The sequence below is a fragment of the Asanoa sp. NPDC049475 genome, from assembly GCF_040676915.1.
GTDB lineage: Bacteria > Actinomycetota > Actinomycetes > Mycobacteriales > Micromonosporaceae > Asanoa.
Genome location: NZ_JBFAPY010000004.1, coordinates 63,586 through 76,967 on the forward strand (window position 1 = coordinate 63,586; position 13,382 = coordinate 76,967).

Genomic DNA, 13,382 nt, shown 5'->3' on the forward strand with positions numbered 1-13,382 from the left:
CGGCCGCATCGACAAACGCGAAAGCGGCCCGCCGAAGCGGGCCGCTTTCGCGTCAGAACAGGCTCAGAGGCCGGCGGCGTTCTTCAGGTCGGCCGCGCGGTCGGTGTTCTCCCAGGTCAGATCCGGCAGCTCGCGGCCGAAGTGGCCGTACGCGGCGGTCTGCTGGTAGATCGGGCGCAGCAGGTCGAGGTCGCGGATGATGGCGGCCGGGCGCAGGTCGAAGACCTCGCCGATGGCCTTCTCGATCCGGTCGACCGGGACGTTCTCGGTGCCGAACGTCTCGACGAAGAGGCTGACCGGGTGGGCCTTGCCGATCGCGTAGGCGACCTGGGCCTCGCAGCGCTCGGCCAGGCCGGCGGCAACGACGTTCTTGGCGACCCAGCGCATCGCGTACGCCGCGGAACGGTCCACCTTGGACGGGTCCTTGCCGGAGAACGCGCCGCCGCCGTGGCGGGCGTAGCCGCCGTAGGTGTCGACGATGATCTTGCGGCCGGTCAGGCCCGCGTCGCCCATCGGGCCGCCGATCTCGAAGCGGCCGGTCGGGTTGACCAGGAGGCGGTAGCCGTCGGTGTCGAGGCCGAGGCTGTCGAGCTCCGGCGCGATCACGTGCTCGCGGACGTCCGGGGTGAGCAGCGACTCGAGCGAGATGTCGGCGGCGTGCTGCGACGAGACCACGACGGTGTCGAGGCGGACCGGGCGCAGGCCGTCGTACTCGATGGTGACCTGGGTCTTGCCGTCCGGGCGCAGGTAGGGCACCGTGCCGTCCTTGCGGACCGCCGACAGCCGGCGGGCCAGGCGGTGGGCCAGCGCGATCGGCAGCGGCATGAGCTCGGGCGTCTCGGAGCACGCGAAGCCGAACATCATGCCCTGGTCGCCGGCGCCCTGGCGGTCGAGCGCGTCGCCCGCGCTCTCGCCGTCGCGAAGCTCGATCGCGGTGTCGACGCCCTGCGCGATGTCGGGCGACTGCGAGCCGATCGAGATGCTGACGCCACAGGACGCGCCGTCGAAGCCCTTCTTCGACGAGTCGTAGCCGATGCCGAGGATCGTCTCGCGGACGATCGTCGGGATGTCCGCGTAGGCCTGGGTGGTCACCTCGCCGGCGACGTGGACCTGGCCGGTCGTGATCAGGGTCTCGACCGCGACCCGGCTGCGCGGGTCCTGCGCCAGGAGCGCGTCGAGGATGCCATCGCTGATCTGGTCAGCGATCTTGTCCGGGTGGCCCTCCGTAACCGACTCGGACGTGAACAGGCGACGTGCCACGGTGCTCCTCACAAAATCTCGGGTCCGGCCCCAGGCCTGCCGCGCCGCAAGCCTCCGGCGGCCTCGCCCTGGTTAAGACGTACTGGTCAAGCGTGTTGTTATCAGATCCCAGACGGCGTCGGCGAGGTCTTCCTTGGGTTGCTGCTGGAAAACCGTCTCCGTGCCGTCGGCACCCAGCACCGTCGCGGTGTTGGCGTCGGACCCGAAGACTTTATCGGTGCCGACCTGGTTGACGACGATCAGGTCGGCGTTCTTGACAGTTAGTTTTTGTCGCGCGTTGGCCAGCGCGTCCTCGGTGTCCACCGTCTCGGCGGCGAAGACCACCAGCACCTGGCCGGCCGGCTTGCGCTCGCCGAGCTCGGCGGCGATGTCGGGGTTGAGCGCCAGGGCGATGGGCTCCGGACCGACGCCGGGCACCTTCTTGATTTTCTGCGCGGCGTAGACGGCCGGGCGGAAGTCGGCGGGGGCCGCGGCCATCACCACGGCGTCGGCGTCGGCGGCGGCCTCGACGGTCGCCTTGCGCAGCTCCTCGGTCGTGCCCACCACGACGACGTCGACGCCTGCCGGGGCCGGGAGGGTCGGGTTGGCGCTGACCAGGGTGACCCGGGCGCCGCGAGCCGCGGCGGTGCGGGCGAACGCGTAGCCCTGCTTGCCGGACGAGCGGTTGCCGAGGAAGCGCACCGGGTCGAGCGGCTCACGCGTGCCGCCGGCGGTGACGACGACATGCCGGCCGCTCAGGTCGAGGGGTGCGTCGGCGCCACGGGCCAGGACCCGGCGGGCGTACGCGAAGATCTCGGTGGGGTCCGGCAGTCGGCCCTTGCCGGTGTCGGAGCCGGTCAGCCGCCCGCTCGCCGGCTCGATCACCAGCACGCCGCGGGAGCGCAGCAGCGCCACGTTGGCCTGGGTCGCCGGGTGCTCCCACATCTCGGTGTGCATCGCCGGCGCCAGCACGACCGGGCAGCGCGCGGTGAGCAGCGTGTTGGTGAGCAGGTCGTCGGCGAGACCGTGTGCGGTCTTGGCGATCAGGTCGGCGGTGGCCGGAGCCACCACCACCAGATCGGCTTCCTTGCCGAGGCGTACGTGCGGCACCTCGTGCGCGTCCGACCACACGTCGTCGGCGACCGGCTGGCCGGACAGGGCGGCCCAGGTCGGAGCGCCGACGAAGCGCAGCGCGGACGCGGTCGGTATCACCCGGACCGAATGCCCCGACTCGGTGAACAGGCGGAGCAGCTCGGCAGCCTTGTAGGCGGCGATCCCGCCACCGACGCCAAGGACGACCCGGGTGGTCATGACCTCAGGGCTGGTCGGTCGGCTCGGCCGTGAGCAGGCCGGCGTTGATCTCGCGCATCGCGATCGAGAGCGGCTTCTCCTGCGGAGTGGTCTCCACGAGGGGGCCGACGTATTCGAGGAGGCCCTCGCCGAGCTGGCTGTAGTAGGCGTTGACCTGGCGGGCGCGCTTGGCCGCGAAGATGACCAGCGCGTACTTCGACGTGGTCTTCTCGAGCAGCTCGTCGATCGGCGGGTTGGTGATGCCCTCAGGGTTGGTGGCGATGGATCCCACGGAAAACAAACCTCAAAGTTCTCAACCGCCGCGCGGCGGTCGGGCCGGGGTCAGGAAGGTCGAACCGAGCAATCCTACCAGCTCATCGGCGGCGCGCCCGGCTGCGTGGTTGATGATCGCGCCGGAGATGCCGCCGCCTGCCAAGACACGATCGGTCGGGGTCAGCAGGAGGACCAACCGGGCGTCGGGGACGGCCCGGCTCACGAGCTCGGCGCCGCGCCGATCGATGGAGAGCAGGACCGGCTCACCGGCGGCGAGCCAGTCCTCCACCGGACGGCGGGGGGTGCCGTACCGGTGGTGCCGGATCGCCGCGGACTCGAGCAGGCCCTGCTCGTCGACCATCCGGTCGTACGCGGCCTCGTCGACGAACGTGTAGTGCACGCCGTCGACCTCGTGGTCGCGCCGCCGGCGAGTGGTGACCAGGACGGGCATGCGCACCCATGGCGAGCGCGCCCGGACCAGCCGGACCACGGCCGCCCGACCGGCTTCCGAAGGACCGGTCAGGACCGTGAGCCGAGCCGCCGGGCGCGCCTCGTCATGCATGGTCACAACTTGTTTGTACCCGGGTGCCGGGTCAGCTGCCGGCGAACTCTCCAAGGAGCGCCTTGCGCTGCTGGTCGCCCAGACCGCGCAGCCGGCGGCTGTCGGCGATCTTGAGCTTCTCCATGATCTGGGTCGCCCGGATCTTGCCGATGCCCGGCATCGCCTGCAGCACGGCCGAAACCTTGAGCTTGCCGACGACATCGTCGCCCTCGGCCCGGTCGAGCACCGCGGCGAGGGTGGTCTTGCCCTGCTTGAGCTGCTCTTTCAGGTCAGCACGGGCTTTGCGGATCTCCGCTGCCTTTTCCAGCGCTGCCGCGCGCTGTTCGGGGCTCAGTGACGGGAGCGGCACCAGTTCTCCTCAGGTCCTACCGCGATCGGGAAATTCCGCCGCGGTCGTGAAACGTGGGGTGGCCGTGAACCAAAGGGGCATGTGGTTCCCAGCGCCGGGAAAACTAGCGGCCCGATTGGTTTTCGGCAACGTCGGCGCGCCTTGATCACGAAATCTTGATCCGGCGTGTCACCTCGATCGGGGGGCCAAAACTGCCCGGCACTGGGCCAGGACGTCGGCCGTCGCGGCCCGCAAATCGGACACCGACGGCCCCCGGGCGAGGATCTCCCGCGAGTAGGACGGAACCACCCAAGCAAGATCATTGCCGAAAACTGTACGCAGGTCGGCGGCGGTCGCTCCCTGCGCACCGAGCCCGGGCGCGAGAATCGGGCCGTTGACGCGCGAGAGATCGTGGCCGGTATCCCCGATCGTCGCCCCGACGACCAATCCGAAACTTCCGAGTGGCTCCGCACCGGCGTTGAGCTGGGAAATCTCGTCAATCACAGTCTGTGCGACAGTCCGACCGCCGGGACCGACGGCGCGTTGCACCTCAGCGCCTTCCGGGTTCGACGTGAGCGCGAGGACGAACACGCCGCCATCATGCGCACGCGCCGCGTCGAACATCGGGGCCAGCGATCCGACGCCGAGGTACGGGCTCGCGGTGATCGCGTCAGCACGCAGCGGACTCGCCGGGTCGAGATAAGCGGACGCGTAAGCGGCGACCGTCGATCCGATGTCGCCGCGCTTCACATCGAGAAGTACCAGTGCGCCCGCATCGCGTAACTGTCGGATAGCCGACTCAAGCACGGCGACCCCTCGGGAGCCGTGTCGCTCGAAGAACGCGGACTGCGGCTTGAACACCGCGACCTGGTCGCCGAGCGCCTCGATCACGGTCGCAGAGAATCGGGCCAGCCCGTCGGCGTCGTCCGGCAGCCCCCAGGACGCCAGCAGACTTGGATGGGGATCGATGCCAACGCAGAGCGGACCGCGGGTCGCGAGGGCCTCGTACAGCCTCGCTCCAAAGGCTTTTGTCACGATTGTCCTTTCTTCACAGACGCGATCCGCCGGACCAGCGCCGGCCCGTGATAGATGAACCCGCTGTAGACCTGCACGAGGCTCGCCCCGGCATCGAACATCTTCTCGGCGTCGTCGGCCGTCATCAGGCCGCCGACCCCGATCACCGGCAACTGGCCGCCGGTCTCGCTGTGCACGAACCGCACGACGTCGCGGGCCTTCTGGGTGAGAGGTGCTCCCGACAACCCGCCGGCCTCGGCCCCCAGGGCCACGTCGGCGGGCGCCAGGCCGTCGCGGGAGAGGGTGGTGTTGGTGGCGATGACCCCGGCGGCGCCGCGGGCCAGACAGACCTCCAGGAGCTCCGCGACGGCGGCCTGGGTGAGGTCCGGAGCGATCTTCACGAGGATGGGCTTCTCCCCCACCAACGCGCCCAGCAGCGCGTCGATCGAGTCCCGATCCTGGAGGGACCGCAGCCCCGGGGTGTTGGGCGAGGACACGTTGACGGCGAAATAGTCGCCGTAGTCCCGGAGCAGCTTGTAGGACGCGAGGTAGTCGTCGACCGCATCCTCGAGCGGCGTGACCTTCGACTTGCCGAGCGAGATCCCCAACGGCACGCCGAACGGCGTCACGGAGCGACCGCCGGCCGAAGAGCCAGACCCCGCAGACCAACCGCCACCGGCCGCCGCCTCGCGCTCGGACCCGGCCGGCGACCCCTCGCCGCGCGTCGCGGCGTGATTGCGCGGGGAAGAGCCGGACCCGTCCGACGAATCGCCGGCGCCCGAGGCCGCCGCGAGGCGGGCGGCGAGGGCGGCCGCGCCCTCGTTGTTGAAGCCCATCCGGTTCACGATCGCGTCGCTGCCGCGCAGGCGGAACAGGCGGGGCTTCGGGTTGCCCGGCTGCGCGTGGGCCGTCACCGTGCCGACCTCGACGAAGCCGAAGCCCAGCGCCGGCCATGCCGCCAGGGCCACGCCGTTCTTGTCGACGCCCGCCGCCAGCCCGACCGGATTAGGGAACTCGACCCCGAAGATCGTGGTCGGCTGACGGACCGCGTACCGCAGAGCCATCAGCCGCCGCGCGGCCGGCGGGAGGTCCGCCAGCCGCTTCAGCGTCCACTCGTGTGCGGTCTCGGCGTCACCGGCACCGATCCGAAAGAGGGCGGGGCGGACGACCCGCTCAAACAGCACGCCCGCCACCCGCCCGCAGCGCCCGGTGCAGGTCCTGCAGCGGCCGCACGGTCATCTCGCCGCGGATCACCGACTCGATGCCCATCACCGCGGCGGCCGCGCCCGGCACCGTCGTGATGCACGGGATGTCGGCGGTGACCGCCGCGCTGCGGATCTCGTAGCCGTCCGAGCGCGCCGAGGCGCCCGAGCCCTGCGGCGTGTTGACGACCAGCGCCACCTCGCCGTTGCGGATCAGCGTCACCGCGTCCGGCCCGGAGCCCGCCTCTTCCCAGTGCTTGCGGATGATCTCGCAGGTGATCCCGTGCCGGCGCAGCACCTGGCCCGTGCCCTCGGTCGCCACGATCTGGAAGCCCAGGTCGGCCAGCCGCTTGATCGGGAAGATCATGCTGCGCTTGTCGCGGTTGCCGACCGAGACGAAGATCCGACCCGAGGTCGGGAGCGAGCCGTACGCGGCGGCCTGCGACTTCGCGTACGCGTTGCCGAAGGCGGGGTCGATGCCCATCACCTCGCCGGTCGACTTCATCTCGGGGCCGAGCAGCGAGTCCACGCCCCGCCCGGCCGGCGTGCGGAACCGCTTGAACGGCAGCACCGCCTCCTTGACCGCGGTCGGACCGTCGGCCGGCAGGTCGCCCCCGTCGCCGACGGCCGGGAGCAGTCCCTCACCGCGCAGCTCGGCGATCGTCGCACCGAGCATGATCCGGGCGGCCGCCTTGGCCAGCGGCACAGCGGTCGCCTTGGACACGAACGGCACCGTCCGCGACGCGCGCGGGTTGGCCTCCAGCACGTAGAGCGTGTCGTCCTTGAGCGCGTACTGCACGTTCATCAGGCCGCGCACCCCGATGCCCCGGGCGAGCTCCGTCGTGTAGCGGCGGACCTCGGCCAGGTGCGAGGCGGCCAAGGTGATCGGCGGCAGGGCGCAGGCCGAGTCGCCGGAGTGGATGCCGGCCTCCTCGATGTGCTCCATCACGCCGCCGAGGAAGACCTCGCCGGTGGCATCGCAGAGCGCGTCCACGTCGATCTCGATCGCGTCGTCCAGGAACCGGTCGACCAGCACCGGGTGGGCCGGCGAGATCTGGGTGGCCCGGCCGATGTAGGCGGACAGCGTCGGGTCGTCGTAGACGATCTCCATGCCCCGACCACCGAGTACGTACGACGGCCGCACCAGCACCGGGTAGCCGATCTCGTCGGCGATCGCCTTGGCGTCCTCGTACGAGGTGGCCGTGCCGTGTGCCGGGGCGTTCAAGCCCGCCCGAGCGAGCACCGCACCGAACGCGCCCCGGTCCTCGGCCAGGTTGATGGACTCGGGCGTCGTGCCGACGATCGGCACGCCCGCGTCCTTGAGCCGCTGCGCCAGCCCGAGCGGGGTCTGCCCGCCGAGCTGCACCACGACACCGATGACGCCCGGCCCACCGGCGGCCCGGCCGGACTCGTTCTCGGCGTGGACGACCTCGAGCACGTCCTCGAAGGTGAGCGGCTCGAAGTAGAGCCGGTCCGCGGTGTCGTAGTCGGTCGACACGGTCTCGGGGTTGCAGTTGACCATCACGGTCTCGTAGCCCGCCGACCGCAACGCCATCACCGCGTGCACGCACGAGTAGTCGAACTCGATGCCCTGCCCGATCCGGTTCGGCCCGGAGCCCAGGATCAGCACCTTGGGCCGGTCGGACGGAGCGACCTCGGTCTCCTCGTCATAGGACGAGTAGTGATAGGGCGTCCGAGCGGCGAACTCCGCCGCACAGGTGTCGACCGTCTTGTAGACCGGCCGCAGCTCCAGGCTGTGCCGCAGTCGGCGCACCCCGTCCTCGCCCGCGAACTCGGGCCGCAGGGCGGCGAGCTGGCGGTCGGACAGGCCGGCCCGCTTGGCCCGGCGCAGCAGCGGCAGGTCGAGCACCGGGGCGGCGACGATCTCGGCGCGCAGGTCGACGAGCTCGGCGATCTGGTCGAGGAACCACGGGTCGATCCCACCGGACGCCGCCGACACCTCGGCCACCGTGGCACCGAGGCGCAGCGCGCGCTCGACCGTGTAGAGCCGGCCGTCGTGCGGCGTACGCAGATCGTCCAACGTGGAGGTCAGCGTCGCCCCCGCCGGGTCCGGCGTGGTCCAGAAGCCGGCGGCGGTGGTCTCCATCGAGCGCATCGCCTTGTTGAGCGCCTCGGTGAAGTTGCGGCCCAGGCTCATCGCCTCGCCGACCGACTTCATCGTGGTGGTCAGCTCCGGGTCGGCGCCCGGGAACTTCTCGAACGCGAACCGCGGGATCTTCACCACCACATAGTCGAGCGCCGGCTCGAACGCGGCCGGCGTCTCCAGGGTGATGTCGTTCGGGATCTCGTCGAGCGTGTAGCCGATGGCCAGCTTGGCCGCGATCTTCGCGATCGGGAAGCCGGTGGCCTTCGAGGCCAGGGCCGACGACCGGGACACCCGCGGGTTCATCTCGATGACCACCAGGCGGCCGTCGCGCGGGTTGACCGCGAACTGGATGTTGCAGCCGCCGGTGTCGACGCCGACCTCGCGGAGCACCGCGATGCCCACGTCACGCAGTGTCTGGTACTCCCGGTCGGTCAAGGTCATGGCCGGCGCGACGGTCACGCTGTCGCCGGTGTGCACGCCCATCGGGTCGAGGTTCTCGATCGAGCAGACGACCACGACGTTGTCGTGCTTGTCGCGCATCAGCTCGAGCTCGTACTCCTTCCAGCCGAGCACGCTCTCCTCGATCAGCACCGAGTGCACCGGCGACTCGGTGAGCCCGGCGCCGGCGATCCGCTCGAGGTCCTCGGCGGTGTGCGCCATGCCGGAGCCGAGGCCGCCCATCGTGAACGACGGCCGGACGACCACGGGCAGGCCGAGCTCCGCGACGGCGGCCCGGACGGACTCCATCGAGTCGCAGACCCGCGAGCGGGGCGTCTCGGCGCCGGCCTTCGCCACGATCTCCTTGAACTTCTGCCGGTCCTCGCCCCGCTGGATCGCCTCGATGTCGGCACCGATGAGCTCGACGCCGTACTTGTCGAGGATGCCCATCTCGTGCAGTGCGACCGCGGCGTTCAGGGCGGTCTGACCACCCAGGGTCGGCAGGATCGCGTCCGGCCGCTCCTTGGCGATCACCAGCTCCAGGAACTCCGGCGTGATCGGCTCGACGTACGTGGCGTCGGCGAACTCCGGGTCCGTCATGATCGTGGCCGGGTTGGAGTTGACCAGGCTGACCCGCAGCCCCTCCGCCCGCAGCACCCGGCACGCCTGCGTGCCCGAGTAGTCGAACTCGCACGCCTGCCCGATCACGATCGGCCCGGAGCCGATCACGAGCACGTGTTGCAGATCGGTCCGCTTAGGCACTGACCTTCTCCCCCGCGATGAGCTCCCGGAACCGATCAAAGAGGTAATCGGCGTCGTGCGGACCGGCGGCCGCCTCCGGGTGGTACTGGACGGTGAAGGCGGGGACGTCGTGCGCCCGCAGTCCCTCCACCACGTTGTCGTTGAGGCAGACGTGCGACACCGCGACGTCGCCGAAGTCGGTCGAGACCGTGCCGTCGAGCGGCGCGTCCACGGCGAACCCGTGGTTGTGCGCGGTGACCTCGACCTTGCCGGTCGTGCGGTCGAGCACCGGCTGGTTGCTGCCCCGGTGGCCGAAGGCCAGCTTGTAGGTGCCGAATCCGAGCGCGCGGCCGAGGATCTGCGAGCCGAAGCAGATGCCGAACAGTGGGATCTGCCGCCGCATCACCTCGCGGGCGAGCTCGACGGGACCGTCGGCGGTGGCCGGGTCGCCCGGGCCGGGCGAGAAGAACACCGCGTCGGCGCCGGTGGCGAGCAGGTCGTCGATGGTCGAGCCGGCCGGCATCACGTGCGTGGTCACGCCGCGGGCGGCCAGCCGCCGGGCGACGTTGCGCTTGATGCCGAGGTCGACGGCCGCGACGGTGAACTCGTGCGTGCCGACCGCCTGCACGGTGTAGGGCTTCGCGGTGGTCACCTGGGCCGACAGGTCCGCGCCGACCATCTCGGGCGCTTCCTGGACCTTGCGCAGCAGCGCGGCCGGGTCGTCGGTCACGCTGGACACGCCCACCCGCATGGCACCCCGGTCGCGCAGGTGGCGGGTCAGTGCGCGAGTGTCCACACCGGAGATGCCGACCACGCCCTCCGCGGCGAGCCGGTCCTCCAGGTCGCCGGTGCGCCGCCAGTTGGAGGCGAGGCGGGCGGGGTCGCGCACCACGTACCCGGCGACCCAGATCTTGGACGACTCGTCGTCCTCGTCGTTGACGCCGGTGTTGCCGATGTGCGGCGCGGTCTGCACCACGACCTGCCGGTGGTACGACGGGTCGGTCAGCGTCTCCTGGTAGCCGGTCATCGCGGTGGTGAACACCGCCTCGCCGAAGGTCTCGCCCACGCTGCCGTAGGACTCACCGTGAAACGTCCGCCCGTCCTCCAGGACGAGCAGCGCGGGGCGCCTCATTTCGTTGCCTTTCCGTCCAGCACCGTCGGTTCGCCGCGCAGGAACGTCGCGACGACCCGGCCGGGCAGGGTCATCCCCGCGTACGGGGTGTTACGTGAGCGGGATGCCGACGCCGTGGGGTCGACCTCCCAGCGGGCCGCCGGGTCGACCAGGGTGAAGGTCGCCGGCGCGCCGGGCGCGGGCACGTGGCCGTGGTCGGTCAGCCCGGCGATCCGGGCCGGCGTCCGCGACATCCGCTCGGCGATGACCGGCCAGTCCGGCCCGAGCACGTCGAGCACGATGGACAGCGCGGTCTCCAGGCCGAGCATGCCCGGGCGCGCGTAGCCCCACTCGCATTCCTTGTCCTCCACCGCGTGCGGAGCGTGGTCGGTGGCCACGATGTCGATCAGGCCCTCGGCCAGTGCCTTCCGCAGCGCGGCGACGTCCGTCTGCGTACGCAGCGGCGGGTTGACCTTGAACACCGGGTCGTACGAGCTGGCCCGCTCGTCGGTGAGCAGCAGGTGGTGCGGCGTCACCTCGGCGGTCACCCGTACCCCCGCGGCCTTGGCCTGGCGAAGCACGTCGACCGAGCCGGCCGTGCTCACGTGACACACGTGCAGGCGGGCGCCGACATGGCCGGCGAGCAGCGCGTCCCGGGCGATGATCGCCTCCTCGGCGACCGCCGGCCAGCCGGTCAGCCCGAGCCGCGCCGAGACCTCGCCCTCGTGCATCTGGGCGCCCTCGGTCAGCCGGGGCTCCTCGGCGTGCTGGGCGATCACGCCGTCGAACGCCTTCACGTATTCCAGTGCGCGGCGCATCAGGCGCGGGTCGGAGACGCAGTGCCCGTCGTCCGAGAAGATCCGCACCTTGGCGGCGGAGGTGGCCATCGCGCCGAGCTCCGCGAGGTGCTGGCCGGCCAGGCCGACCGTCACGGCGCCGATCGGCTGCACGTCGACCAGGCCGGCCTCGCGGCCGAGCCGCCAGACCTGCTCGACCACGCCGGCGGTGTCGGCGACCGGCGAGGTGTTGGCCATCGCGCAGACGGCGGTGTAGCCGCCCAGGGCCGCGGCCCGCGAGCCGGACTCGACGGTCTCGGCGTCCTCGCGGCCTGGCTCACGCAGGTGGGTGTGCAGGTCGACCAGGCCGGGCAGCGCAACGAGGCCGTCGGCGTCGACCACGTGGGCGTTTCGGGCGCTTCCGGCCTCCAGGACCACACCATCGCGGACCAGCAGGTCGGTCGGCTCGGCGCCGAGGACGCTGACGCCCTTGACCAGGTACGTGGTGCTGCTCATTTGCCCCCCAGGAGCAGGTAGAGGACGGCCATCCGGACGGAGACGCCGTTGGCGACCTGTTCGACGATCGTGGAGCGGGCCGAGTCGGCCACCTCCGGAGTGATCTCCATGCCGCGGACCATCGGGCCGGGGTGCATGACGATCGCGTGCTCGGGCAGCCGGCGCATCCGGGCCGCGTCGAGCCCGTAGCGGCGCGCGTACTCCCGGGTCGACGGGAAGAAGGAGTCGTTCATCCGCTCCCGCTGGACGCGCAGCATCATCACCACGTCGACGTCCGGCAGCACCGCGTCGAGGTCGTAGGAGACGCTCAGGTCGGGCGACAACGCCGGGCCGACGTCGACCGGGATCAGCGTCGGCGGGCCGACCACCGTGACCTTGGCACCGAGCGTGGTCAGCAGCAGGACGTTGGACCGGGCGACCCGGCTGTGCAGCACGTCGCCGACGATCGCCACGTGCAGGCCGTCGACCCTGCCGAGCCGGGACCGCATCGTGTACGCGTCGAGCAGCGCCTGGGTCGGGTGCTCGTGGGTGCCGTCGCCGGCGTTGACCACCGAACCGTCGACCCAGCTGGCCAGCCGGTGCGGGGCGCCGGAGGCCGGGTGCCGGACGACCACCGCGTCGGCGCCCATCGCCTGCAGGGTCAGCGCGGTGTCCTTGAGGCTCTCGCCCTTGGAGACGCTGGAGCCCTTGGCGGAGAAGTTGATGACGTCGGCCGACAGCCGCTTGGCCGCGGCCTCGAACGAGATCCGCGTGCGGGTCGAGTCCTCGTAGAACAGGTTGACCACGGTGCGGCCACGCAGCGTCGGCAGCTTCTTCACCTCACGGCCGGACACGGCGGCGAGCTCGGCGGCGGTGTCGAGGACGAGCGTGGCGTGCTGCGCGTCGAGGTCGGCGGCGGACAGCAGGTGCTTGATCATTTCTTCTCCTCGCCGAGCAGCTTGACCTCGTCGACGCCGTCGGTCTCGGCCAGCGTCACCTTGACGATCTCGGAGCGCGCCGTGGGGATGTTCTTGCCGACGTAGTCGGCCCGGATCGGCAGCTCCCGGTGCCCCCGGTCGACGATCACGGCGAGTTGCACGGAGCTGGGCCGGCCGAGGTCGGAGAGGGCGTCGAGGGCGGCCCGCACGGTGCGGCCGGAGAACAGCACGTCGTCGACGAGGATGACCCGCCGGCCGTCGATGCCGCCGGGCGGCAGGTCGGTCGGGCCGATCGCGCGGGTGGCCTTGAGCCGAAGGTCGTCGCGGTAGAGAGTGACGTCGAGCACACCGACCGGCACGTCGACCGACTCGAAAGCGGCGATCCGGCTGGCCAACCGGCGGGCCAGGGGGACACCGCGGGTCGGGATGCCGAGCAGGACGGTGCCGTCAGCACCGTCGGTCTTCTCGAGGATCTGGTGCGCGATGCGGTCGACGACCCGTTGCAGATCCGTCTCTGTGAGGATGACCTTCACAGTCGGTGGTGAACCGGACGTCGTCGAGGATGAAGCGGCCTGAGGATAGGCCACGGCGGACCTCCTTCCCCGCCTCACGGGACGGGTCGTTAAAGGATGTCTTCGGCGAACCGTCGATCACGTTACCAGCGGGGACGGTGCGGGTAAGCGCAGCGTGCCGTGCGTAACACTGTCGCGAGTCGTTGATGCATGGTGCAGGAAAATTCGGACAAGACACGACAGTCATCCCAAGTAATGGGTAATGAGCACTTGACCAGTTCTCTCATTCCCCGTACCGTCACGCTCCGTAGCGATAGCTGGGGAGAACCCCGGGTGCCAGCACTGGGAGAGTCGTC

Annotated in this window: 12 protein-coding genes; all 12 read right to left on the reverse strand. The window is 70.9% G+C overall.

Annotated elements, in window-relative coordinates; translation table 11 throughout:
* Positions 1–63 precede the first annotated feature (63 nt).
* The 12 genes from metK to pyrR all read right to left on the reverse strand — a co-directional run bounded on the left by metK (position 64) and on the right by pyrR (position 13,101).
* On the reverse strand, positions 64–1,260 hold the full coding sequence (gene metK / locus AB0J88_RS15795; RefSeq protein ID WP_364344320.1) for a methionine adenosyltransferase: 1,197 nt from the start codon (positions 1,258–1,260) through the stop codon (positions 64–66).
* A 72-nt stretch (positions 1,261–1,332) separates the two neighbouring features.
* Positions 1,333–2,550 carry a bifunctional phosphopantothenoylcysteine decarboxylase/phosphopantothenate--cysteine ligase CoaBC gene (gene coaBC, locus AB0J88_RS15800; protein ID WP_364344317.1) on the reverse strand — a complete coding sequence of 406 codons (1,218 nt, stop codon included), beginning with the start codon at positions 2,548–2,550 and terminating at the stop codon, positions 1,333–1,335.
* A gap of 4 nt (positions 2,551–2,554) precedes the next feature.
* A complete protein-coding gene (gene rpoZ, locus AB0J88_RS15805; protein ID WP_013285517.1) occupies positions 2,555–2,821 on the reverse strand; it encodes a DNA-directed RNA polymerase subunit omega in 267 nt (88 codons plus the stop codon).
* Between the two features lie 21 nt (positions 2,822–2,842).
* On the reverse strand, positions 2,843–3,370 hold the full coding sequence (locus AB0J88_RS15810; protein WP_364344314.1) for a guanylate kinase: 528 nt from the start codon (positions 3,368–3,370) through the stop codon (positions 2,843–2,845).
* Between the two features lie 25 nt (positions 3,371–3,395).
* Positions 3,396–3,713, reverse strand: coding sequence for an integration host factor, actinobacterial type (mihF, locus tag AB0J88_RS15815; protein WP_089255592.1), 318 nt, complete (start codon positions 3,711–3,713; stop codon positions 3,396–3,398).
* Positions 3,714–3,881: 168 nt separating this feature from the next.
* Complete coding sequence (gene pyrF, locus AB0J88_RS15820; RefSeq protein ID WP_364344311.1) at positions 3,882–4,727, reverse strand: orotidine-5'-phosphate decarboxylase; 846 nt, start codon at positions 4,725–4,727, stop codon at positions 3,882–3,884.
* Entirely contained in the window at positions 4,724–5,890 is a 1,167-nt protein-coding gene (pyrD, locus tag AB0J88_RS15825) for a dihydroorotate dehydrogenase (quinone) (protein ID WP_364344308.1), read from the reverse strand. Before pyrD ends, pyrF begins: the two co-directional genes overlap by 4 nt.
* Complete coding sequence (gene carB / locus AB0J88_RS15830; protein WP_364344305.1) at positions 5,880–9,215, reverse strand: carbamoyl-phosphate synthase large subunit; 3,336 nt, start codon at positions 9,213–9,215, stop codon at positions 5,880–5,882. The genes pyrD and carB overlap by 11 nt, the downstream gene beginning before the upstream one ends.
* Positions 9,208–10,326 carry a glutamine-hydrolyzing carbamoyl-phosphate synthase small subunit gene (gene carA, locus AB0J88_RS15835; RefSeq protein ID WP_364344302.1) on the reverse strand — a complete coding sequence of 373 codons (1,119 nt, stop codon included), beginning with the start codon at positions 10,324–10,326 and terminating at the stop codon, positions 9,208–9,210. Before carA ends, carB begins: the two co-directional genes overlap by 8 nt.
* Positions 10,323–11,597: a dihydroorotase gene (locus AB0J88_RS15840; protein ID WP_364344299.1), complete on the reverse strand. Its 1,275-nt coding sequence runs from the start codon at positions 11,595–11,597 to the stop codon at positions 10,323–10,325. The genes carA and AB0J88_RS15840 overlap by 4 nt, the downstream gene beginning before the upstream one ends.
* Positions 11,594–12,514, reverse strand: a complete 921-nt coding sequence (locus tag AB0J88_RS15845) for an aspartate carbamoyltransferase catalytic subunit (protein WP_364344296.1) — start codon at positions 12,512–12,514, stop codon at positions 11,594–11,596. The genes AB0J88_RS15840 and AB0J88_RS15845 overlap by 4 nt, the downstream gene beginning before the upstream one ends.
* On the reverse strand, positions 12,511–13,101 hold the full coding sequence (pyrR, locus tag AB0J88_RS15850) for a bifunctional pyr operon transcriptional regulator/uracil phosphoribosyltransferase PyrR (RefSeq protein ID WP_364344293.1): 591 nt from the start codon (positions 13,099–13,101) through the stop codon (positions 12,511–12,513). The genes AB0J88_RS15845 and pyrR overlap by 4 nt, the downstream gene beginning before the upstream one ends.
* Between the last annotated feature and the right edge of the window lie 281 nt (positions 13,102–13,382).

Excerpts from the sequence above, each read along its gene's own strand:
- coaBC (WP_364344317.1), bottom strand. The coding sequence starts at position 2,550 with ATGACCACCCGGGTCGTCCTTGGCGTCGGTGGCGGGATCGCCGCCTAC.
- carA (WP_364344302.1), bottom strand. The coding sequence starts at position 10,326 with ATGAGGCGCCCCGCGCTGCTCGTCCTGGAGGACGGGCGGACGTTTCAC.
- AB0J88_RS15840 (WP_364344299.1), bottom strand. The coding sequence starts at position 11,597 with ATGAGCAGCACCACGTACCTGGTCAAGGGCGTCAGCGTCCTCGGCGCC.
- AB0J88_RS15845 (WP_364344296.1), bottom strand. The coding sequence starts at position 12,514 with ATGATCAAGCACCTGCTGTCCGCCGCCGACCTCGACGCGCAGCACGCC.